Below are 24078 nucleotides of genomic sequence, written 5' to 3' on the forward strand. Positions count from 1 at the left end.
CCCTTGATGAAACAACATCAAGTGATGATCAATCCTGAGCGTCCCTTAGTAATCTACGAAAGTATGTCATTCGACTTGACGACACTCGACTTTGTTGAAGTAAACCTATCGCTTGTAGAACAAGAGCTTAAGATTGATGGCAAGCGTGGCGATGTGACGCTGCACTTTGAACTGCACAGCGGCGATATCTTAGTCGGTACCGGAATTAAAACCTTAGTGATGAGTGGCCTTCGCCCCTACGAAGAGGCGCAAATGCAGCAGATGTGTGCCGCCTACGAAGGGCGAAAAACCGAGTTTTAATTTGATCTAAGGCCCGCTTTATCGGTCAGGTCACTAGGGCGAGATAATTGGGGATAAACAGTGGTTTGGGATAAGGATTGACTGTATCCCAAACCAAGGCGTTTTAATGCTAACGATGTTGCTCATCAATCGACAGTTGGGATACGGTATTGGCGACATTTTCCGCGCCAGTACGAATGTGGCTCATCACAGTTGTCACTTCTACTAACTGCTGTTTACCTTGTTCAGCGATTCGCTCCACCTCGTTCATCATGCTAGTGGCACTGGCGGTGAGCTGGCTATTTTTCTCAACCACTGCGGCAATTTCATTGGTGGATTTACTGGTTCTTGCGGCAAGCTGACGTACCTCATCGGCCACCACAGCAAAGCCTCGTCCCTGTTCGCCAGCACGGGCCGCTTCTATTGCTGCATTAAGTGCCAGTAGGTTCGTCTGGTCAGCAATGGAGCTTATGGTAGCGACAATCGCTTGAATACTTTGGGATTGCTCATTGAGTTGGGTAATAGATTTAGTGGTTTTTACCGTTTGTTCCGCGATAGCATTTGAGGTATTAACTGTCGCATCCAGTAATTTAACACCTTCAATAGCTTGCTCTACTGTGAGTTGGGATGTCTCAAGTGCAATATCCGCCGCTTGTCGTACAGCATGACTTTGCTCAATTCTTTTAGTGATATCACTCGCAAATTTAATGACCTTAACCACTTTGCCATTTTCATCCACCACAGGGTTATACACGGCCTCTAGCCATACAGAATTCCCATAGGCATTTTTACGCTCGAAGAGTCCTTGTTGATATCTACCGTGTTTGAGTTCATCCCAAAAGCGCGGATTCTGTTGATAAAAGGCATCGAAACATAATATTCGATGGTGTTTTCCTACGATTTGCGCAGCTTGATATCCCATGGTTTTTAAGAATTTTTCATTAGCCTGCAAAATGGTGCCATCGGGTTTAAATTCAATAATGGCTTGGGCACGATTAAGCGCAGTAAAAATGGCCATTTGATCATCGAGTTTGTGTTTATCTTGGGTGATGTCAGAGGCAATTTTCATAATTTTGATGACTTTGCCGTCCATCTTGATCGGAAAATAAGTTGCCCTTAACCAGACCTCTTCTCCATCTTTACGGAACCGTTGAAAATTGCCTTCTTTAGGTTGGCCTGATTTTAGGCTTGTCCAAAACTGCTGGTAGCTAGGTGAATTCGCTAATTCTGAGGAGCAGAATAATCTATGGTGTTTGCCGACGATCTCATGCAGGCTATAACCTATTTCATTCAAAAATATATGGTTAGCATCAATAACAACGCCTTCTGGCGAGAATTCGATAGTGGCAATACAATCCTTTATTGAGTCAATAGTGGCTTCAGCTTCCTTGCGTTTAGTTTCACTGATTTCAAGGCTTTTACGTAATGAAGAATTAAACACTGAAGTACTCCTAATGAGTTTGGCAAACTCAAAAACGGCTATGCGACATAATGCCCAAAAATCTGAACCACATGGATAGTGTTAAATATAGCTAGGATTTTAGTCGTTGCTTGATTTCTGAGTCATTTATTAACAAGTAGAATACTCCCAAAGAGTTGGGTTAGATCATTTTTTATAAAACGGGGCAGGATAAATTGATAGCCAAGGTAACCTCCTTGTTACCTTGGCTTAGGGGTTAAGCGATTTTTTCTATTTTGGCTGGGAGTCCTTGCCGCGCTGAGGCGCCGCTGGCCCAGTCCACCAGCGGATAGCGCCCATGGCGGCTTGGGTCGAACAGATTCAAGTCGTTCATATTGACTCCGACGCGGATCAGCGGATTGGCGGCAATCTTTTTATCATCGATGACTATATCCCGCGCGCCTAACTCCTTATGGCCATAACCGTGCTCGATGGCAATGCAGTCGGGATGTACGCCCGCCACACATTCCACCAAAGCCACCACACTGCCATTAGGCGTGCTGATCTTAACCGTGTCTCCGGTTTTAATGCCAAAACGGGTGGCGGTTTGCTCATTGATGCGCACCGGATTATTGGGGTGTACTTGGCGTAAACGGTCCGAACCTATACTCATCGAACTCATGGTGTGCGACTTATAACTGCTGATCAGCAGCGGCCACTGTGACTTATCGAACGCTTGCTCCAAGGGCGTGCCGTTGGCGAGCGCAGGGTGATAACGCCGTGGACAGCCGCTCATATATTCGCCGCTCAAGCTATTGCGCCGACTGCCGACCTCAGGGTTCCACAGCATTAAGGGTTTTGGCCAAACTTTGCTGGGGTTGCCCGCCTCGTCGCGACCAGCGCTGATATTCTCAAAGCGGCCGCCACGGGCAAATAAGTAACTGACTTTTTTGACCTCTTCGGGTTTGAGTCTGGCATTGAGTTCCGCTTGAATGCGCCCAACACCACTGAAGTACATATCTTCGGCATTGATATCGGCAACGGGTTTACCAAGGTAAGCCACGTTTGCCGCGCCGTAGAGCGAGAAGTCGGCCGCGCGGCTCAGGGGATGCAAACTGCCATCGGCGGCCTTGACCGCATTGGCGCCAAAGCCGGGCAGATTAAGTTTTATCGCCACTTGGCTAAGGAAGGATTCCATACAAATCACATCGCCATCGGCGGTTTTGGCGACCCTGGGCTCGACAATCGGCCAGCGGCCGGTGGCTTCTTTGGTGAGTGTGCCATGCCACGCGGCGCTCCAGCCCCAAGATTCATAGGTTAAGGTGTCGGGCACTATGTAGTCCGACAGCGCCGAGGTCTCATTGATAAAGCTGTCGATGCTGATAAATAGCGGTAATACTTTGGGATCTTTTAATTGTGCACCAATGGCTTCGCCGAGTCCCGCCTGACCATAAATCGGATTACCCATATGGTTGATCCACGCCTTGAGTCGATAGGGATAACCGTGCACAGCCGCAGTTAAATGCTCACCGAGTAGGGGCGATGAGATAGGGAACCAAGGCTCCTTCGACGGATAGGGTGATTCTCCTGCCTCGACTTTACGGCGGTACTCAGAGGTTTTCTCGTAGGGGAACTTAGAGCGGGAAAGGAATACGCCCTTAGGTTCGACCATGCCGTCAAAGTCCTGCAAATTGTACCTTGGGCCAGCTCCAAAGGCGGGGAAGGTGCCGCCCTTAGCTATCGCGCCGCCCTTAAGATTTAGGTTACCAATCATGGCGTTAAGCATCATGATCGCCCATGCGCTGTAAAAACCGTTGGCGCTCATGGTACCGCCGTGGGAAATCACCGCCGCCTTAGTGCCATGGCTAGTAAACTTGTGGGCAAGTGCGGCAATTTGCGCCTCGCTGATATCGCACTCCTTGGCGTAGTCGGCCATCTCGACACTGCGCGCGGCTTCACTGAGTAGCTGAAAACTGGATTTCACGCTCAGCTCACCCTTTGGCGTATTCACGCTTTGCTCCACCTCAAGTTGCGCCTTGGCGCATTGTCCAGCCGGTAGAATCTGCCCAGTAGCGGCATCGACAACCAGTGGAGAATCCTGCTCGCCATAGGCTTTGCCTTCGAAGGGCAGGCCGAGATCGCTGGCATACAAATATTGGCCGTATCTGGGGTGATTTGGCGTGCTGATGATTAAGAAGCTGGCATTACTAAAGCCTCGGTAGCCTGCTGCTTTCGCCGCCTCGGCATTGGGCGCGGTTAAAAAGGCACTGGCGTAGCGCTGGTTATCGATAATCCAGCGCAGCATGCCCATGGCGAGGGCGGAGTCGGTCGCGGGGCGGATTGGCAGCCAAGTATTGTTACCGGCGCAGGGTTGGTTCGAGGTGTTGGGCAGCATGGGCGATACCACCACATAACTAAATTCCCGCCCATCGACCCGAGCGTTGGCCAACTGCCGTGCTTGGCGTTTAAAAGGATTGCCCGACTGCTGTGGCGAGGTGCCGATAAACAGCAAAAACTCGCTATTGTCCCAGTCGGGCTTAAGGTGGGCGTATTTCTTTAAATCGTCGAGCAGGGCACCCGCACCTGCGCGATAGGTAAAGCCGCAATAGGCGCCGTGGTTGGCAAAATTTCGCGTGCCGAAGCTATTGAAGGTAAAGCGTTTAATGATCACATCTCGGCCTTCATCCGAGGCGTTTGACACTAAGAGCTGGTTGGCCTTGGGGCCATATTCAGGATTATGGGTATCGAGTGGCGTGCTGATATCGCGAATCGCTCTTAAGCCCTCCACATGCCCCTCACCAAATAAGTCACCGCCATCGACAACCTCGGTCAGCAGTTGCTCGAAACTAATGCTTTGCCATTGCCCACTGCCGCGCGGCCCGACCCGTTTAAGGCATTGGGTGACACGGTAGGGGCTATCTAATTGTTCTAACATGGCATTGCCACGGGCGCAGGCGGTGGAACGCCCTTGTAAGCCTTGCTCTTGATAGGCGCTTAAGCCGACTAAGGCGGTTTTGATCGGGGTATCGAAGTCGATATGTTCCCGCGCCGAGAGCGGATGATAGGGATTGCCGCTGATGCGGAGGATCTTATCGGTCTTATTATCGATACGGGCTCGCACGCCACACTTGGTCCAGCAGCCGAGACACATGGTATTGGCGATGCGTTGTTCATCGTTGCCAATCAGCTGGCCTGAGGTTAAATCCACTTTATATTCAGGGGCTAGCGAATTGCCATGGATGGGATCTTGGGTGGTTTTTCCCGAACTGCCATGCACGACCCCTTTGCCCATTTGCGCTAAGGTATGGCTGTAACCTGCGGCAAATAATCCCACGCCACCCGTCACAGCTGCGCCTTTGATAAAACGACGTTTACTCTTATCCATTACGGACTCCTTAATGCGGTAACTTCTTAATATGGAAGGTGCTGTGGCTCACAAGGCCTGATGGGCTGAGCGAGGTTGATGGCGAATAAATTCAGACACTAACACCATCAATGCGATCCAGAGACCAAAGGTGCCCGCAATACCTAATAGCCCCTCTGGCCCCCAAGGCAATTGATAGAAATAAGTGCCCGCGCCGTATTTAGGGTCGGTTTGCGCTTGGATAAGTACAATCCAGCGAAATCCCCATGCCAGATGCACCGTCGTTAAACTGACGACTAACATCAATATCGAGGGGAGGCGGCGTACTGCCAGAACTAAGGCCAGCAGAGCTAGGGTAACCAATACCCAGATGGCGGCGAGTTGCCAGCTTGGGCTGGTGTCTAATAACAACGCCGCTTCGTGCGCCGAGCCGTTATCGAATAAGGCCCAGCCGATAAGACACAGGGCGAAGAGACCAAAGCTTGCCCTGACCCATTGCAGTAATCTGTCTTGGGTGCTGGCTTGATAACCATGCAAAACACGATTAAGCACGGCTAGGGTGCCGCAGGCGGCGAGCAGGGCACTGGTTGCCATCAATGGCGGCAACCAATAGGTATGCCAGAGCGGCCGTGCTTTGATCGCCATGGTTTCCATTCCGGTATAAAGCGCAATACTGCAGGCGCTTAGGCTAGCAATCAGTGCGATTGGCTTGATCCATTTATCGCTATCCCAGTCTCCGAGGCGGATAAGTTGAGCAATACGCCTTACCCAATCTTGGGACGATTCCCCTTGTGTCGAGGCTTTAGTTGGCAAGTATTGGCGCAGTAAGAGCCAAGCAAAAAGGGCACTCGCACCGGAAAATATCGGCAGTAAAAAAGCGCCGTACCACATCCACGAATGCGGTCTGATTTGGGCATAGAAATGCCATGCCCGCAGCGGTTGGTGTAAGTCCGCAAGCAGCGCAATCGGCGCGACTATGCCGGCGGTAAGCATCAAACAGGCGCAGAGTTTGAGCAGTCTGGCATCGGTTTGTTTCGCGCTAAATAAATGGATGGTCGCCACCCACACACTGGCGTAGGCCAAACCCATCAGAAAAAAGTATTGCACCGCCCAAGGCAGCCAAGTGATGGCAATATCGGGGGTAAAGATTTCTTTAATGACCATGGTGGATCTCCTCGCCAGTGTCAGTCAGTAGGGTGCGAACGGGGGCTTGGCCGTTGATACGATCTTCAAAGGCGCTGTTCATGCCGATATAAAATACTCTGGGGGCCGTATTGGCATCGGGCTTGAGTACCTTGATATCTGTCTTATTGGCTGTGAGTAACTGACTGATTTGACTATTAGGATCATTTAGATCGCCAATCACCCTCGCTTCACCAACGCAGGTTTCGACACAGGCGGGCAGTAGTCCAGCTTCGAGCCTATGGGCGCAGAAGGTGCATTTATCGGCACTGTTGGTCTCATGGTTGATAAAGCGGGCATCGTAGGGGCAAGCCTGCACACAGTATCCGCAACCGACGCACCATTCGTTGTTGACGACCACAATGCCATCTGGGCGTTGGAAGGTGGCTCCCGTGGGGCAAATAGGAATGCAAGGCGGGTTCTCACAGTGATTACACAGTCTTGGCAGCATTAAAAATGCGGGTGGCGTGGTAGCATCCTGTTGTGACACTTCGTATTGCTGTACCGTGGTACGAAATTGCCCCAAGGGTGGCAGGTTTTCGAAGGTGCACGCCACGGTGCAGGCTTGGCAACCAACGCAGCGGCGCAAATCGATGACCATACCGTAGCGTTTGCCTGTAGGTGCAGGTTCAGTCTGTTGTGCCTGCACTTGCACGACGGGAATGAGCGCGGCGCCGACACTCACGCTGGCCATTTTTCCGAGAAACTGACGTTTACTCTTGTCCATAGGATTTCCTTCACTCTTACAGATAAAACGGGTCGAAGACCGCGGGTTTAGCGTTAAGCGCATTCTGTAAAAGGGGAGGCGGCATCTCTATAGTGGTTTTCCACATATCGGATAGGGACTTGATCTAGCGCAATAAATATCAGTTAGAATGACCTTTAAGAGTTTAGGGGTTATTGTTTAGGATTGAATCTTAAAGCTTAGGAGAATGGATACAGTGTTGGGTTTTGTCGTATCAACCAATGGCTGGCGAATGGCGGTGAAACTCGTCATCGTACTGTTTAGCCTACTGAGTATCTCAGCCATGGCAGAAGTTTTGGCCACTCAAGATAAAACTGTAGGCGCATTAACTGTTGCTCCTGCGGGAGAGTTGATGGATGAAGCTGGCGCTAACTATCAAGTGGTCGATGTCGGCGTATTGGCAATACGGGGCTATAAGAGCACAGTCAATCGTTGGCAACCTTTGATGGGCTGGCTAGAGTCGCAAATACCTAACAGTTACTTTAGATTGCATCCCTTAAGCCTTGAAGAATTAGCCAAAGGCGTTGAAACCGAAGCTCTTGACTTTGTTATCACTAACCCTGGGCAGTCGGTGATGTTGGCGCGGCAATTTTCCCTGTCTTGGCTCGCTACCCTCCGAAGCCCAATCAATAATGGCGCTGCGATGCAAGTGGGGTCTGCGCTGGTGGTCAGAGCCGATTCACCCTATCAGACCTTACAGGATCTTAAGGGCAAGCGACTCGGGATTGTCTCTAAAAATGCCTTCGGCGGTTATCTCACTTTAGTTTATGAGGCGCAGCTTAAGGGGGTAGATTTACCCCATTTTGTAGGAGAAATTATCTCCTTAGGTTTTCCACTCGATAACCTTATTTATCAGCTCGGTGCGACAGATAAGCTAAGCGATAAATCCCCAAGTTTAGATGCGGCAATTGTGCCCGTATGTCAGCTTGAGCAAATGCAGGCCGAAGGTTTGATCAAGCTGCAAGATTATCGGGTGCTCGATAATCAGGCGCCTGCGGGGTTTCATTGCCAAGTCTCGAGTCGGTTATATCCCAACTGGTCTATGGCTAAAACCAACCGTGCGACCCAATCCCTCGCAAAACAGGTGACTCAAGCCCTACTAGCATTACCCGAAGACAGCCCCGCCGCTAAAGCCGCCGAATCTGCGGGTTGGACCACGGCCGTGAGTCAATTGGCGATAGATCAACTGCTTAAAGATCTGGATATGCATCCACTGCAAGCCCCTTGGTGGCAGCGGGCATGGCAATGGGTAAAACTGCATCAACATTGGGCTTGGTTTGCGTTGACCATATTGGTATTGCTCAATGTCTACCATTTCTGGCTCGAATACCGCTTTAGTCGCCGCGGCCGAGAGTTAATCAATACCCAGAGGCAACTCAGTGAAAACCGAGCCCTGTTGGAGCACGCTCAGCGCATTGCGATTGCGGGGGAGCTTGGGGCTAGCCTCTCCCACGAACTCAACCAACCTTTGGCGGCGATCGGCCATTATTGCCATGGCGCCGAGGTACGTTTGCAGCGTGGGACCAGTCCAGAAGAATTACAATCCGTGCTGACTTTAATCCAGCAAGAAGTCAGCCGCGCCGACAGTATTATCAGCCGTTTACGTAATTTATTGAAAAAGCGGCCTGTCTCTAAGCAGCCTCTGTATTTACATCAGTTAGTGAATGATACTGCGCCGCTGCTTGCCTATGAGCTGGAGCAGCACCATATCCAGCTTTCAACCAATGTGAGCGGCGAAGCCTATCAATTGCCTTTAGATGAAGTGGGCATGCAGCAACTATTGCTCAACCTTTTGAAAAATGCCGCCGATGCCTGTGTGCAACGCCAACAGAGCGAGGTCGATGCCTCGAAACCCTATCAGCCCACGATTGATATCGATCTGCGTTACCAAGAACACAAGCTACTGCTCACGGTCACAGACAATGGCACAGGTTTAACTGAGGATGCCAATCTGCTGATGCAAGCCTTTTATTCGACTAAGTCGGAGGGCTTAGGGCTAGGGCTGGTGATTTGCCGTGATATCGCCGAGAGTCATGGTGGCCGCTTTAGCCTAGAAACCGCTTTAAGTGGCGGCTGCCAAGCGCAGGTATCCTTACCCCGTAAGTTTGATGGAGCACCAGCATGAGCCACGAATTGCCCGTGTATTTAATCGATGATGATGAGTCGGTGCGCCGCTCGCTGCGGTTTATGCTCGAAAGCTATGGCTTGAATATCCGTGACTTTGATAGCGCCGAGGCATTTTTTGCCGCCATCGATTTAAGCCAGCCGGGCTGCGCCTTAGTCGATGTTCGTATGCCGGGCTTAAGTGGGCCGCAGTTACATGCGCAATTAGTGCAGCACAATAGTCCGCTGGCGGTAATTTATTTGACTGGCCATGGCGATGTGCCGATGGCGGTGGAGGCGCTAAAACTCGGGGCGGTGGATTTTTTCCAAAAGCCCGCCGATGGCGCTAAGCTCGCGGACGCTGTGGTAAAAGCCTTGGCGAATGCCAAGTCGCATTATCAAGATAACCAATATCTTCAGACTTATCAGTCGCTCACACCGCGGGAGCGGGAAATCCTTACCCTGATCGCCAAAGGCTATAAGAATCAGGAGATCGCCGATACGCTGTGCATCGCCATGCGCACGGTCGAAATTCACCGTGCGAACTTGATGAAAGGCATGCAGGTCAGCTCGCTCGCCGAGATGATGTTAATCTACGGCCGGATTGCCGATCGCCTTCCCCCGCATAAAACTAACCTTTGTTAGGGCGAATTGGCGTATCCTTGGCCGTTTGATGTGAGCTAACGCATTCAGCCCTAGGTGCTTAATTGCCAAGGCTCGACGATTGCCTTATTTTAGGGGCTTAATTTTAAGGCCACGATTTTTAACATCACCATGTTTGAAGTTCGATGCCGCTTTTGGATGACCTTATCGTTCGCTTTTACATAAGGTGCTCCCGTTTGGATAAGGAATGAAATGCCAAGCTTGATTCGTATTGTGCTGATTGATACGCACCTTCCGGGCGTTGTGGAACTCGCCCTCAATGGCCATACCAATATTTGTGGTACTAACGCCTCGGGTAAAACCACGCTACAACGTTTAGTACCGGTATTTTATGGCGAATATCCTAGCCGCGTGGTGCCTTCAACCCGTGACAGTTTCGAGCGTTGGTACTTGCCACACGATTCAAGCTACATCATTTACGAATACCAAAAGGCCGATGGCTTGCTGTATCAAGCTGTGCTGGCGTCGGCGGGTGATGGCAAAGGCGTGAACTACCGCTTTATCGCCAAGGGTTTTGAGTTAAGTGATTATATTAAATCGCAAAATGGTGACACTATTCTCTGCCACAACATGGCAGAACTTGGCCGTGATTTAAAACGCCAGGGCGTAGCTACCACCAACTTGCTCAACACCCGCGAATACCGCGCGATTATTCAAAACGACCGCACCCTGTTGAGTACGGGTAGCAACCGCAGCGAACTGCGGGCCTATGCGCGCCAATTTGCCCTGTGTGAAGGCGAGCATTCACTGCGCCATATCGAGAAACTCGCTAAAGCCGTCCACTCCAAAGAAGGCAAAATGGAAACGGTCAAATCGATGATCGCCGCCATTTTGGAAGAAGATGGAGTAAATCCGCCAAGCTCGCGCTTAAACCCACAGCGCGTCGAAGCATGGATCCGCGAGAGCCAGTTAATCCAAGGCTTTGAAGTGATCCGCCCCGAGTTTGAAAAACTTGAGCAGGAATTTAACCAACTGCTCAGCGCCGAGATGCGTCTCTCGAGCCTGTCCCGTGGTTATCGCAATGACGAAAGCCTAGAGGCCGATCGTTTAGAGATCCAACAAACCTTGTCTAAGGAGCTGAATTTAAAGCTTCGAATGTTGGACGACGAATGGAAAGAAGTGCGTGACGAGCTTAACCTCGACCTATCCGCCGCCAAGGGTGACGTAGCTAAGTGCGAGTACGAGCTAGATGCCATTGAAGATCAGCACGGCGCCTTTTTAGATGCCAATATCGAGCAAGCCAAGGCCGATTTGGACATGCTGCCAAACTGGCGCGCGGACATGGAAAACTTAAGCGAGCGCCATAAGTTACAAACTGAAAAACACCAAGATATTGAAGCGGCTTACAATGCCCGCCGCAGCAAAATTGGTGAGCAGTTAAACCGCGAGCTGGAAGGTTTGCATAGCGATCAGGATAAACAACGCGAAGCGCGCGATAAGCAGCGTGAAGTGGCAAGAGCCGATCTCGATGCCCTCGAAGCCCAATGGCGTAGCCAAATGGATGCGGGCAAGGCGAGCTTTAGCGAGCAGGAATACCAATTCAAACTCAATGCCGCCGAGCTTAAGTTACGTGTCGATGGCGTAACCTACACCGAGGAAGAAAAGTTAAGCCTTGCGATTTTCGACGAGCGGATTCACCGCGCCGACGAAGAGCAAGAAAGCTGCAATGCCAAGGTTGAGCGCTTAACGGGCGAGGAGCGTAAATTACGCGCCAAACGCGACCAAGCCAACGAAGCACTGCGTATCGCCAGCCTGCGGGTTAACGAGCGCCAAACTGCGCTCGATGAACTGCACCATATGCTGTTCCCGCAGTCCCATACTTTACTTGAGTTCCTGCGTAAGGAAGCCCAAGGTTGGGAGCAAAGTCTGGGTAAAGTGATTGCGCCAGAGTTACTGCATCGCACCGATTTACACCCAAGTGTGATGGGCGAGAGCGACACTGTGTTTGGGGTGCATTTAGATCTTAAAGCCATTGATGTGCCTGAATATGCCGCCTCCGAGCAGGAGCTACGTATTCGTTTAAGCAAGGCCGAAGAAGCGCTGCAAAGCGCGCAGGAATTACAGGCCGAGGCCGAATCACAGCTGGTGGCGATTAACGGCGAGCTGGATAAACTCAGCCGCGAACTCACCTTTGCCCGCACGGCTTATAAAAATAGCCGCGATGATTTACGTCGTCTGTTCGATGAAAAACGCAGTGAGCAGGATAAAATCAACAAGGCGCTGGCCGAGCGTAAAGCCTTTGCCCAGCAGCGCTTAACTCAACTCGATGGCGAGTTAAAGCAGCTTAAGCATCAACATCAGCTCTGGCTCGAAGAGCAAAAAGAGCAGGCGCTCGAAGCGCGCATGGAAAAACAAGCCTACTGGCAGGAAGTCATTGGCGCGCTCGACAATCAACTCGGGCAAATCAAGGCCACTATCGATGCCCGCCGCGAAAGCGCTAAGGCCGAGCAGAAAGCCTGCGAAACCTGGTACAAAAACGAGCTTAAATCCCGCGGTGTGGATGAGGACAATATCCTTAAACTCAAGCAACAAATTCGTGAGCTTGAAACCAAAATCAGCCGCGCCGAGCAGCGTCGCAGCGAGGTATTGCGCTTTGACGATTGGTATCAACACACTTGGCTTATCCGTAAGCCCAAGCTGCAAACCCAGTTAAGCGACGTTAAACGCGCCGCCTCGGAAATCGATCAGCAGCTTAAAGCCAAGACTCAAGAAGTGAAGACCCGCCGTCAACAACTCGAGACCGAGCGCAAGGCCTCGGATGCGGCCCAGATTGAAGCCTCTGAAAACTTACTAAACTGCGCGCCGTGATGCGTAAGTTGGCGGAGCTGAAACTGCCCGCCAACAATGAAGAAGCCCAAGGTAGCCTCGGCGAGCGTTTGCGTCAGGGCGAAGATTTACTGCTAAAACGCGATTATTTGATGGGCTCGGTTAAGCAATATGTGGAGCATTTTGACTCTGTTATTGCCAGCAAGTCAGGCTCAGGTTTAGCCGAAACCTGGGAGCGTGCCCGCGAAGAGTCGAGTTTTATCAACGACAAAGGTATTCGCCTGTTGGATTACCGCAAGCTTGTGCCGCAGCTTGAACAGCTACTCAATGTGATTGTGCCGCAATCCATTATGGCGCTGCGTGAGCAGGGGCGGATCTTCGGTGTCGATTTAACCGCCTTTTACGATGTGCTGGCCGATATCGACCGCCGTATCGCTTCGCAAAGTGCGCGCATTACCCGCGAAGTGGGCGAGGAGTTATTCCTCGATGGCGTATCGGAATCTGCGGTTCGTATTCGTTCTAAGATCAGCGAATTAGAGTTTTGGCCCGAGCTTGAGCAGTTTGTTAAAGCCTTCAAAAATTGGAAAGCCGATGGCTTTAATGGTCTGCCCGATGAGGAATACACCAACAGCATGCGCCGCGCCTTGGATATTATTGGCCGCGCGGCCTTAACTGGCGGCATTTCTAAGCTGCTTGAAATCGAGCTGCGCCTCAAAGAGGGCAATAGCGATTTGATTATCCGCACCGACAGACAGCTGAACGAATCATCCAGCCACGGCATGGCTTACCTGATTTTATGTAAGTTCCTGTTGGCATTTACGCGTTTGTTACGTGGTCGTGCCGATGTGACCATTCACTGGCCTATTGACGAGCTGGGTACGCTGCACCACACCAACGTGAAGAAGATCTTCGATGCCTGTGGTAACAACAATATCTGCGTGTTAGGCGCCTTCCCGAACCCAGAGTCAGAAGTGCTGAACCTGTTTGAGCACCGTTACATTATTAATAAACAAACTAAGAAGTTGCAGGTGGTGAAGCCCAAGGCCAATCCGATTGCCGATTTGTTGAGTAAACGCCTGAGCAAGGAGGCCATCTAATGAGTGCCATGAATGAGTCAAACCAAACCGTCTTAGTCGGCACGGGCGCTATTATCGAACTCTTGCTCAAGGGCGAATTTATTTGCCGCACCACCAATGAAGATGGCTGGCGCGCATTGAAAAATAACAGCACCCGCGAGCGGGTCGAGGCTTATCTGAATCAAATCAACCGCACCGTGGCCTCGGCCGCCGAGGGTGACGTGTTTTTCTGCGGTTATTTGCAGTTAGGCGAGAGCGAGCGCAAGGTGATTTCATCGCAGTTTAAGGATATTTGTCAGGCACTTATTCCTATGGTGGAGTGGCTGGTATTAGTGCAGGAAGCCAGCGGCCAAGATGCGCCCTTAAGCGAAGGTGCGCCAGTACGGTTAACCGAGCTGCAAAGCCGAATTGAAGATACCCCTGCATTTCGTGAGCAGTTGGCCAAACTCAGCCAATACCGTTTATTCGGCTCAACCAGTACCAATAGCGATGCGCAAATTAAGTTAGTGTTCAAACGCTTAGTGGAGCTTGGCTATCTGGTGCGCCCTAACGTTGAAAAACAAATTTATATCGCGACGGGCAAGCTGGATTATCTGTACGAAGTGATCCGCTTTATCGACGAAACTGAAGGCTTAAGCCTTGAGGCGCAGGCGGAAACGGCGACCCAGCGGGATTTGCTATGATGCCTTGGATGATAACGCACAGCATCAACCAAGGAGGCCGTGATGAGCAGTAACTTACATCAGGCTGGGGTTAAGCTACTCAAGCAGTTAGGCCGCCATGCTGACATCATTATGGACGCCTATTTAGCGGGCTCGCTCAATGAAGATGCCCATGATCCCGCCGTGGTTGAAAAACTCAAACAGGCTGGGATTTTATGGCGCCCAGAGCCAGATCAAGAGCTGCGCCTTAAACGCTCGGTACGCGCCTTGCTCGAAGAGGGCTTAAGTGATGAGCGCAATCGCCAAATCGACTCCAACGTCGGCTCGGCGCTCGCCACCATTAAAACCTTGGCCGACCATTATAAAGAGGCGCGTCACAGCTCTGATTACAGTGCTGCCGAGGCGTATCTGTCTGATTTAAGTGAGCATGTATATAGCTTTGCCGACAGTTTGCGCTATTCCATCCGGGTGTTGTGGGGGCGGATCAATAACGAGTTCGGTTATGTCGGCACCATTAACGCTAAGATCCGTGAAAACGAACTCGCCCAGAGCCAAGTATCTGAATTACTCAATGGTTTGGAGATGTTCCAGTTTAGCGAATTAGGCGAAATCGCCGGTGATATCCGTGAGCTGCGTAAGTTGCTGGTGACCACCTTGCAGGAAACCATGAGTGACTGCGCCCAGGAGCTCAGTGTGGTGCAGGGCAGGTTGCTGGAACTCCTTGGCCGCTTTAGGCAAATTCGCGGTCGTACGCGCTTACTTAAGGGCTGGTTACTGTACACCGATTTGCATCCGGATTATCGCCCTGCGGACCATGTGTCCCACAAGGAAATCCCAAGCCTTTTCAATCGCGCCGAAGTGCTGTTGGCCCCAGCGTCTGTGGATGTGCATAACGCCAGCCAAGAGTTTGAGCTGATGAATATTGTCGCTCATATCAAGGCGATTAGTCGTCAGGGCATAGTCGAAACTGTACGTGAGCAGGATGTGAGCGTGTCGCTTACTCAGAGTGAAGACTTTGATATTCCTGATAATCCACTCAAGCAAGCCGTAGATGCCTATTTTGTTGATGTGATTGAGTCTGGCTTACGTCAGTCGGCGCTCGACTACTTAGCCGAAAAAGCCCTGCCATGGGATGCTGAAAGCTGGATTTATCAAGTGATTGGCGGCTACGACGGCTTACCCGATGAGCATAAAGCCTATTTCGAGTTAGAACCTTTAGGCGAACCCCATCCGCTCTACAGCGGTAACTTTATTATCCGCGACGTGGAATTATGGCTCGCCTAGGTAAACAGCAGTTGCAACTCTTGGAGAGCGTTTATCTTAATCGCTCTTCAAGGGTAAAACTTAGCCCGAATTGGCGAACGATTTACCGTGAGTTAGAAGTGGGCGAGCTGGATGGTGCGGAAAAATATTTGTGTTTTGCGCCAAGGGATTTTGAGTTGCTGCGCCAAGGCGTATTGGCAAAAGAGGGCGTGGATTTACAGGCACTGGACTTTAATCTAGACCGCATCACCATGTCCGCCCAAAGCCAGAATGAAAAGCTGGCGAACATCCGCCCCGAAGCCGAGTATGTTTTGTTGAAGTATCTCGGTTTTGAATCGCCGCCCTTGGGAATGTCTGCACGGGCCTCGTTACGTACTCCCTTAGATGAGGCGCAAAGCCATTGCGATGAGCTTGATGTTAACGCCATCTTAGTGGTTGAAAACCTAGATATATTCGATGCAATAACCCAAGCGCGCTTACCTGAAGAGCTTAGCCGCATTATGGTGATTTACCGTGGTAGCGGCCACCATTCCCCCATTGGTGTGCGGCAGTTTTTACAGGCGATGGCGGGTAAAATGCCGATTATTGCCTTTACCGATCTCGACCCCGCAGGGCTGCAAATTGCCCATACCTTAACGGGTATGACCCATTGTATCGTGCCGCAGTTAGCGCTTTTTGCGCCCAGCGAGTTACTCGCTATCCCCCAGATTAATTCCGCTGATGACTTTGCTAAGCAAGCGCCTCAGGCTAAATATTTACAGTCTGCCGACTTAAAAAAATTGGCAGCAATTAAGCCGTTGGTTAACTCAGCAACGAATTAGCATTAAACAGCAGCACCTGCTGTCGCATCGGCTTGAGCTAGTGCTACTGGCATATTGTTAGTCGTTATCCTTCACCATCTCTCTGTTAAGTTCGATATCTGTAGTTTTTAATACTATTTAAAGTATTTATTCAGTTTTTAAATCTAGTCTTATTCGGTATCAATCGATTAATTGTGTTTATTTGGTTTAAATAGTGTTTAATTTTTGATTTTTTAACTTATGTATTAATAGCGTGATTATTAATCTATGATTTTATTTTTGTTATAAATCAGAATAATACAAAATTTTTGTGATGAATTTGGCTTAATTGAAAATGAAATAAGTAAATTTATTCATTGAATTTACTGCCAGCATGTTTCACTATCCCCGCCTGAAGCGAAAAGGGAATGGCGATTTTGCTCATCAAGGAAGATGAATATCAAAAGATGAGCTATCTGGGAAAACGATCAGCATGATGAAATCACTTTCGACACGGATCTTTATCGGTCTATTTGCGGGACTTATTCTTGGCACTTTAGTGCAGTATTTTTTAAACGATATTGGCTTTTTTTCAGGCAATTTAGTCGAATTGGCTAGCGGCGTCGGCACTATGTTCGTCAACATGATCATGATGTTGGTCGTACCTCTGGTATTTGTCAGTATCGTTTGCGGTGTGTGCGAGTTGCAGGACTTAAAAAGCTTTGGGCGCCTTGGCGGCAAAACCTTCGGCTTTTACATCATTAATACTGTGGTCGCCATCTCGACCGCTCTGTTAGTGGTGCTACTGCTCGACCCAGGTAAAGGCGTCGATATGAGCAGCACCGATGGTGTCGCCATTACCGCGACCGAACTCCCCAGCTTAATGGCGCTGTTGATTGATATTGTGCCGCGTAATCCGGTAGCGGCTTTTATGTCGGGCAATATGCTACAAGTGATCTTTATGGCGCTGATGTTGGGTGGAGTGATGAAGTCCCTCGGCGAGCATGTGGCTGGTGCGGTACAAGGCTTTCAAACCGCCAATAAAATCATGATGAAGCTGATTTCTGTGGTGATGAGTCTTGCGCCTTTCGGGGTGTTTGCGCTGATGTTTAAGTTAGGCGCTACCTTAGATGCCGCGGTATTTATGAGTGTGCTTGAGTACCTAGTGATCATTCTAGCCCTGCTGTTGTTGTGGATTTTTGTGGTCTATCCGTTGGCTGTTGGTATGTTTACACCGATTTCGGCTAAGGCCTTTCGGGCGAAGACGCAGGAGCAAGTGCTGTTTTCACTGTCAACCGCCAGCTCTAATGCCACGATTCCTGTGACCATGCGCACCCTAACGGAAAAGCTTGGGGTTAACCGCGCCGTGGCAGGCTTTGGTGTACCGCTTGGGGCAACCATGAATATGGGCGGTGTGGCGATTTATATCACCATTGCGATTTTCTTTGTTGCCAATGCCTTCGGAATGCCAATCACCAGCGAGCAACTGCCATCGCTACTGTTTAGTATCTTTTTGTTATCTGTTGGCGCGGGAGGTGTACCCGGTGGTGGCATGGTGATGATTGGGGTGTTAATCCATCAAATGGGCTTGCCGATTGAAGCCTTTGCGATTGTGGCCGCGCTGGATCGCATCATCGATATGGTGTTGACGTCCTGCAACGTAGTTGGCGATACCGCGGTATTGACCATAGTCGATCAAACCGAAAAAGTGCATGAGCTTGAGTTAGCCAAGAATTAACGTCCTCAAGCATCTTTTTAAATACTAAAGCCACTGATTAAAGTGGCTTTTTTGTTAAATAAATCAGGATTGATATTGGTCTATTTACTTGCCTTTTGTTGTTGCGACAACAATCAATCCTCTGAGCTTGTTCAGCCTAAATACGGCCTTTATTTGAGCTAAAAAGTAGCTAGTCCCAAGGTGAGTTGTTACAAATCCATAGAGTACTTTTATCAAATTAAAAGTGGCTAAATAAATGAAACTTCAACCATACTGATTTATAAGCTTGAATCACTTGGAATATTAGGAGGCACCATGGCTGGATTTTGGCAGACAGTCGGAGGCCGATTACTCAGCATTCCGTTACTCGCATTGTTGGGCTTTGTGGTATTGGGTCTAATGGAGCTAAATACCCTTAACCAGAGTTTGATTAAGGGGCGGGAAGATCGTGTTGTGGCGATTATTGATAGTGGCCTGAGCGTCGTTAAACATTATCAAGCTCTGGAGCAAAGCGGTTCGTTAAGCACTGAACAGGCGCAGCAGCAGGCCATGGCGACCATTAAGGCCATTCGTTATGATGGCGCGGAATATATTTGGATTAACGATACCGGTCGGCCTATACCCAAAATGGTTATGCATCCAACGGTATCGGCTCTGGACGGTACCGTATTGGATCGGCCCAACTTTTATCACGCCACCTTAATGCGTAACCGTGATGGCAGCCAACAACAGCCCCTCAATAATGCTAACTTGTTCGTCAGTTTTGTTGACGTGATCACCCGTTATGGCAATGGCTTTGTTGAATACCAATGGCCTAAACCCATAAAAGGCGGGGGAGTAACCGAGGAGCGCTACGCTAAGTTGTCTTACGTGGCTAAGGATGATAAATGGGGTTGGGTGCTGGGCTCTGGTCTTTATATTGATGATGTTAAGGAGGCCTTTTGGGCGGTGGCTATCCGAGTTGGATTAGTTGTCGTGGTTATTATGGCGCTGACCATAGGTGTGTCGTTATTTATCCGTCGCTGGTTATTACAGGCACTCGGGGGAGAACTGGCGACAACAAAAGCACTGGTACAGCAGGTTGCAGCAGGGGATTTTTCGGTGAACTTTGGCTTGAAAGCGGGAGATCACGATAGCCTGTTAGCGGCATTAAGTGGTCTTATCAAGCAATTACGCAATATTATCGGTCAACAGTCGTCGATGGCAGAGCAATTGGTCGAGCAATCTGAAGCGCTTGATCATACCAGCCAACAGACACAGCACATTTTACAAAATGTGATGGATCAAACTGCCCAAGTCGCCACCGCGGTAAATGAAATGACCTCGACCTGTGAGGACATGGCTCGCAGCGCGACTATGGCCGCTAAAGCGACAAGGGACGCCGACAATGAAGCTCAAAATGGGGTAATGTCCGTCGGGCAAACGATAACAGCGATTGATGCGCTTAAACTGAAACTGGAGCAAGTCTCTGATGTGATCGGGCAGTTATCTAAACGTGGTGATGAAATCGGCGCTGTCACCGATGTGATTGGTGCTATTGCGGAGCAGACCAATCTATTGGCTTTAAATGCTGCGATAGAAGCGGCACGTGCAGGCGAAATGGGGCGGGGTTTTGCGGTGGTGGCAGATGAAGTTCGCACTCTTGCTAGCCGCTCTCAAGCGTCAACTCAGGACATTAATAGGCGTATTCAAGGTATTCAGCAAGACTCAGTCAACGCTGTGCAATCAATGGCGCAAAGCCGAACCGAAACAGAACAAACAATTGCCTGTTCTCAACGGGCCAATGAGGCACTAACGCGTATTAACGCCGCGGTGTCGAGCATTACCGATGTGAATGACCAACTTGCTAGCGCAACAGAACAACTGGCCGTTGTGTCGGGGACGATTAATCAGAATATGGAAAATATTGCGCAGGCGGTAGAAAACACCAATATCAAATCTTCAGAATTATCGACTGCTAGCCATCAACTGCGGAAAATGGCTAATGAGATGAAAACATCTCTGAGTCGTTTTAGGTTATAAAGGGCTGATAACTATAAATGTTGATGGTGCTGCTAAGTTAATACTAGGTTTTACCTAGGCTGGAGTGAAAGGGGCGGGAACTGATGTTCAATTCCCGCCCGTATTGCATGCTTATTTGCGGGTCATTTTATCCAAATAGCCCATGGCAAAAGCGGATAATACAAAGGTGATGTGGATTAACAGGTACCACATGATTTTGTCGTTATCGATGTTCTTCACATCCATAAAGATTTTCAGTAAGTGGATCGACGAAATCGCCACAATCGACGCCGCCACTTTGTTTTTCAGTGAGCCTGAATCTAATTTACCCAACCAACTGAGCTTCTCACTGTCTTCACCCACATCCAGTTGCGAGACAAAATTCTCATAGCCAGAAAACATCACCATCACAATCAAGCCGCCGACAAGGGTGATATCAATCAAGGACAGGGTCACCAGCACTAAATCCACTTCGGTCATCGTAAAAATGATTGGCAGAATATGGAAGATTTCTTGGAAGAATTTAATGCCTAAGCCCAATAGCACTAGACTCAGCCCTAAATAGATCGGCGCCATAATCCAGCGTGATGCATACATGAGTCTTTCAAATATTTTTTCCATTTGGAGTAAACCCTTAGTGGTTAAAGCACAAAAATCGAATCTATGATGCTAAAACAATAACATACTGGGTTAACGCCGCGCTATCGGCCAATCGCAAAGGCGTGAGGTATATGCGGCTAAGCCCAAGGTACGAGCATAGCTGATTTGGTGTTGTGGCCTTACAGCCACGGTGAATCAAAGTCGTGGGGCTTCACCCCACACCCGACCAAAAGGGGAAAAACGCCTGTTCCCCTTTTGGCTTATTTATAAAACATGGCCCGGTGTCCCTAGCGAAGTTACATGCATTGATTAGTGGCTTCGTGCTTATTCGAAAATCACTAACGCTTCCGATGGTACATCCCCTTGATGTTAAACAGAGAGTCCGAAAGCTATCTCGGCCTCCATGCCTCGCTCACGCAACGAACACAAATGCCCTGCGGCAACTCCGAGGGGATGGTGTATTCTGTAACTTCGGTGTTGGCTGTTAATCCCAAAAAAGTTATGCCTGTGACATTCTTTCCTTCTCATTTTCCTAAGAAATTTGCCATTGATGACATTTGTCATCCGTAATTGCTGACAACTCACACTGCCGTGATTTAGCGGATGCAGGGATACTTAAGCCATACCAACAAGGAGGCTTAATCATGCAACATCAATCACTGGATCAACAACTTATCGAATACCGCCAAAAGCGTGCTTTAGCTATGCCCTTATCAGGCATGATTGTATGGACGCTATTGTTTATCTTGAGTTTTATACTGCCAGCATCGCAAATGGTGATGGCAACATTTATCGGCACAGGTTCTATTGTCTATCTTGCTATGGGAGTCTCGCGTCTCACCGGTGAAAATATCTCCTTCAAGAAAAGCACTGATCGTAATTGGTTTGAAACAGTGTTTTTGGCTGCCATGGGGATGAGTTTTTTAACCTTTAGCATCAGTATTCCCTTTTTTATGGAAAACTATTTAGCCTTGCCCTTCGCCCTTGCCGTGCAAACAGGATTAATGTGGTTGGTTTTCGGCGTGTTAGCGGCGCAAAAGGTGGCCATTGTACATGCAATTGTGCGCACTGTGGCTTGCGTGGCTGCCTTTATGTTGTGGCCTGAGTTGAGTTTTCAGCTTCAACCTTTGATTGTGGTGGTATGTTATGGGTTTTCGATTCCATTAATGGAACGTCGTTGGAAGATTCAGCAAAATCTTTGTGTTGCAAGTTAGTTGGGTGTTTCAGTTTCCACTGACGTGTAGAAGAGCAATACGGCCTTCGGCCGAGGTCGGTTAAAGTCGTGGGGCTTCACCCCACATCCGATAACAATGCTGGTTTGTTTAGCATTTGAATTGGCAAGGTTATCGCTGTGGGTATTTGAGTCTTGCGGCCTATCGGCCGAGGTGAATCAAAGTCGTGGGTCTTCAACCCACACCCGACCAAGGAGGACTGCTCGTCCTATCCTCCTTGCCTATTGTTTTCACATCAGCCAAGACGCCCCTAGCGAAGTTACATGCATTAGAGACTTGCTTCGTGCTTATTCGAAAATAGCTAACGCTTCCGATGGTACATCCCCTTGATGTTAAAAAGATAGTCCGAAAGCTAGCGAGGCATCCATGCCTCGCTCACGCGATTTTCTTCAACGCCCTTCAGCAACTTCGCAGGGAAAGGTAAACTTCTGTGGCCTTGGTGTTATCCGTTAGTCCTAAAGATTTGTGCCTGTTCCATCTTTCTGCTGCTCGGTAAATAATGTGTCGATTTTTATGGATGAAATATGTTGATATCACTCTGATGCTGATGCTAACTTATTGGCATGATTGAATTATTTATTCGTATCATTCCAATGACCAACGCTATACGGTTTGGGTTTTATTAGAAGAGCGGGTAATACACTGTTAGCTTAAGGAATATATGAGCTCCGTATTATTATCTAAGTATTTATACTTAAAAGCATCAGAGTCATTCTCAACAGAAGATTACTTCGGTCATGGCTTGGTAATCAGTTTGCTGCAAGACTCTGCCGAAATGCTTATTTGGGAAATGGCAAAGCGCCTCAACATTTCATCTAGCTCTAAAGATGGATTCGTTTCATTGGTTGACAACATTGATAAGAATCATCAAAAAATATTTTTTAAGCAACAAATACTTGAGTTAAACCAAGCCAGAGTTGGTTTCAAGCATTATGGGAATTTGCCTTCAGTCTCAGACTTACCAAAGCATATTAATAATTGTAGGGAGTTTTTAATTGAGAACTCACGATCTATAGGAATTGACTTTGAAAAATTGAGTTCAGCTAATTTAATTAGAAACTCAGGAGTAAAAAAATACGTCCTTGCCTGTGAAGAGGCTATGAGAATAGGTAATATTGAGAATGCGCTTTTAAATATAAGCGCCGCACTCTTAATTTTAGAAGACTTTTTATTAAATCAATTTCCAATTGGCGTAAGTGCGGTAAATAAAATCAGAGATTCCTTTAATGTTTTTCAATCTGATTCCCATAGAGATGCCCAAGAATTTACAGAATCTATTGCTGATACATTTGATGAAATAATAAAATCTATTGCTTTTAGTGGTGCTGGTTATAGTCGCGCGGAAATCATGCATATAAAAAGTCTGTGTTACTCAGTTTTTATCAATGGAAATAATGAAATAGTCAGTTGCAGATCCAGTAATGAATTTCAGGTATCCATAGAAAACGTTAGAAAAATTCTAAACTTTGTTATGAAAGTTGAGCGTAATTTATAAAGCTAACAAGGCATTGCAGAACCGTTGCGTTCCACTCCACTAGACAGCTTTTAAGTCGCGTATTTGTGGTTTTGCTGCGCAAAAGTATTCCACAAAAACACAACCTAAAAGCTGCCGCTGAACTCGGCGTTATAAATATTATTGGAAATTGGCATGAATCAAGTTGATTTTAAAGACCTATTACTCAGTAAATCAGACATCGAGTCTGTGATATACACACACATACATATTGAGCATCTTGTTGTTAACTTCCTTGAAAACTCGCTTCCTGAACCATCTCATCTGAAGCCTATGCGACTAGATTACTTTTCACGTGTAAATCTCGCTTTAGCTCTCGGTATTGCTTCAGATCTGAAAGCGCCACTTATTAGCTTGGGTAAAATGCGTAATGACTTTGCGCATAATCTAGGACAGTCCATAGATAAAAATCGAATAAATAACTTTTATGGTTCATTTTCATCTGAACATCGTCAAAAAATTCACAAATTAGCTCATGATTTAGGTGTGTTTGGGCTAGATGAAGGTGTAAATTGGAAAGACATGGAGCCAAAAAGTAAGTTCTCGCTTTGTTGTATATCTCTGTTTTACTTTGTTCGTTTTTCGGTATTAGAGCAGTCTCATAGTCAAAAACTATAGAAAGATCGGACAGGCACAGATCTTTAGGGGTTAATCGTTCGCACTGTAGTGACAGGAATTCACCTTCCCCTGCGAAGTTGCCGCGGGACGTTGGAATAAATTGCGTGAGTCCGGTC

15 protein-coding genes and 2 pseudogenes are annotated in these 24078 nt (G+C 48.5%); 12 read left to right on the plus strand and 5 right to left on the minus strand.

Features of this window, described 5'->3' with window-relative positions:
* On the plus strand, positions 1-300 hold a 300-nt coding region (locus SHEWPOL2_RS16455), incomplete at its 5' end, for a DUF3581 family protein (protein ID WP_037429832.1).
* 109 nt (positions 301-409) lie between these two features.
* On the opposite strand, the gene SHEWPOL2_RS23355 is transcribed toward SHEWPOL2_RS16455, so the two are convergent.
* From SHEWPOL2_RS23355 to dsrO, 4 genes are all read right to left on the minus strand, one after another.
* The gene (locus tag SHEWPOL2_RS23355) at positions 410-1720 is read right to left on the minus strand and encodes a PAS domain-containing methyl-accepting chemotaxis protein (protein WP_037421917.1); all 1311 of its coding nucleotides are present in this window, start codon (positions 1718-1720) and stop codon (positions 410-412) included.
* Between the two features lie 235 nt (positions 1721-1955).
* Positions 1956-5063: a tetrathionate reductase subunit A gene (locus SHEWPOL2_RS16465; RefSeq protein WP_037429833.1), complete on the minus strand. Its 3108-nt coding sequence runs from the start codon at positions 5061-5063 to the stop codon at positions 1956-1958.
* 48 nt (positions 5064-5111) lie between these two features.
* Positions 5112-6206, minus strand: coding sequence for an NrfD/PsrC family molybdoenzyme membrane anchor subunit (gene nrfD / locus SHEWPOL2_RS16470; protein ID WP_037429834.1), 1095 nt, complete (start codon positions 6204-6206; stop codon positions 5112-5114).
* Positions 6196-6951 carry a sulfate reduction electron transfer complex DsrMKJOP subunit DsrO gene (gene dsrO / locus SHEWPOL2_RS16475; protein ID WP_037421925.1) on the minus strand — a complete coding sequence of 252 codons (756 nt, stop codon included), beginning with the start codon at positions 6949-6951 and terminating at the stop codon, positions 6196-6198. Before dsrO ends, nrfD begins: the two co-directional genes overlap by 11 nt.
* Before the next feature lie 205 nt (positions 6952-7156).
* Here dsrO and SHEWPOL2_RS16480 point away from each other — a divergent pair, with 205 nt between their 5' ends.
* The 8 genes and pseudogenes from SHEWPOL2_RS16480 (at position 7157) to SHEWPOL2_RS16515 (ending at position 20020) form a co-directional block, all read left to right on the plus strand.
* Positions 7157-9094: a PhnD/SsuA/transferrin family substrate-binding protein gene (locus tag SHEWPOL2_RS16480; protein ID WP_086024070.1), complete on the plus strand. Its 1938-nt coding sequence runs from the start codon at positions 7157-7159 to the stop codon at positions 9092-9094.
* Positions 9091-9717, plus strand: coding sequence for a response regulator (locus tag SHEWPOL2_RS16485; protein WP_037429836.1), 627 nt, complete (start codon positions 9091-9093; stop codon positions 9715-9717). The genes SHEWPOL2_RS16480 and SHEWPOL2_RS16485 overlap by 4 nt, the downstream gene beginning before the upstream one ends.
* A gap of 210 nt (positions 9718-9927) precedes the next feature.
* Positions 9928-13598, plus strand: a pseudogene (locus SHEWPOL2_RS16490) (ATP-binding protein).
* Positions 13599-13606: 8 nt separating this feature from the next.
* Positions 13607-14260 (plus strand): hypothetical protein, encoded by a 654-nt coding sequence (locus SHEWPOL2_RS16495; RefSeq protein WP_037422308.1) that lies wholly within the window; start codon positions 13607-13609, stop codon positions 14258-14260.
* 42 nt (positions 14261-14302) lie between these two features.
* Positions 14303-15523 carry a hypothetical protein gene (locus SHEWPOL2_RS16500; protein ID WP_037429838.1) on the plus strand — a complete coding sequence of 407 codons (1221 nt, stop codon included), beginning with the start codon at positions 14303-14305 and terminating at the stop codon, positions 15521-15523.
* A pseudogene (locus SHEWPOL2_RS16505) lies at positions 15511-16384 on the plus strand (Wadjet anti-phage system protein JetD domain-containing protein). Before SHEWPOL2_RS16500 ends, SHEWPOL2_RS16505 begins: the two are co-directional and overlap by 13 nt.
* A 390-nt stretch (positions 16385-16774) precedes the next feature.
* Positions 16775-18019 carry a dicarboxylate/amino acid:cation symporter gene (locus SHEWPOL2_RS16510; protein WP_037429840.1) on the plus strand — a complete coding sequence of 415 codons (1245 nt, stop codon included), beginning with the start codon at positions 16775-16777 and terminating at the stop codon, positions 18017-18019.
* A 294-nt stretch (positions 18020-18313) separates the two neighbouring features.
* On the plus strand, positions 18314-20020 hold the full coding sequence (locus SHEWPOL2_RS16515; RefSeq protein WP_037421942.1) for a methyl-accepting chemotaxis protein: 1707 nt from the start codon (positions 18314-18316) through the stop codon (positions 20018-20020).
* Positions 20021-20131: 111 nt separating this feature from the next.
* On the opposite strand, the gene SHEWPOL2_RS16520 is transcribed toward SHEWPOL2_RS16515, so the two are convergent.
* Complete coding sequence (locus tag SHEWPOL2_RS16520; protein ID WP_037429841.1) at positions 20132-20620, minus strand: TIGR00645 family protein; 489 nt, start codon at positions 20618-20620, stop codon at positions 20132-20134.
* A 623-nt stretch (positions 20621-21243) separates the two neighbouring features.
* Here SHEWPOL2_RS16520 and SHEWPOL2_RS16525 point away from each other — a divergent pair.
* From SHEWPOL2_RS16525 to SHEWPOL2_RS16535, 3 genes are all read left to right on the plus strand, one after another.
* Positions 21244-21813: a hypothetical protein gene (locus tag SHEWPOL2_RS16525; protein ID WP_037421948.1), complete on the plus strand. Its 570-nt coding sequence runs from the start codon at positions 21244-21246 to the stop codon at positions 21811-21813.
* Between the two features lie 679 nt (positions 21814-22492).
* Complete coding sequence (locus SHEWPOL2_RS16530) at positions 22493-23326, plus strand: hypothetical protein (RefSeq protein ID WP_037429843.1); 834 nt, start codon at positions 22493-22495, stop codon at positions 23324-23326.
* A 153-nt stretch (positions 23327-23479) separates the two neighbouring features.
* A complete protein-coding gene (locus tag SHEWPOL2_RS16535; protein ID WP_050991393.1) occupies positions 23480-23962 on the plus strand; it encodes a hypothetical protein in 483 nt (160 codons plus the stop codon).
* Positions 23963-24078 lie beyond the last annotated feature (116 nt).

This window comes from Shewanella sp. POL2 (assembly GCF_000282755.1).
Classification (GTDB): domain Bacteria; phylum Pseudomonadota; class Gammaproteobacteria; order Enterobacterales; family Shewanellaceae; genus Shewanella; species Shewanella xiamenensis.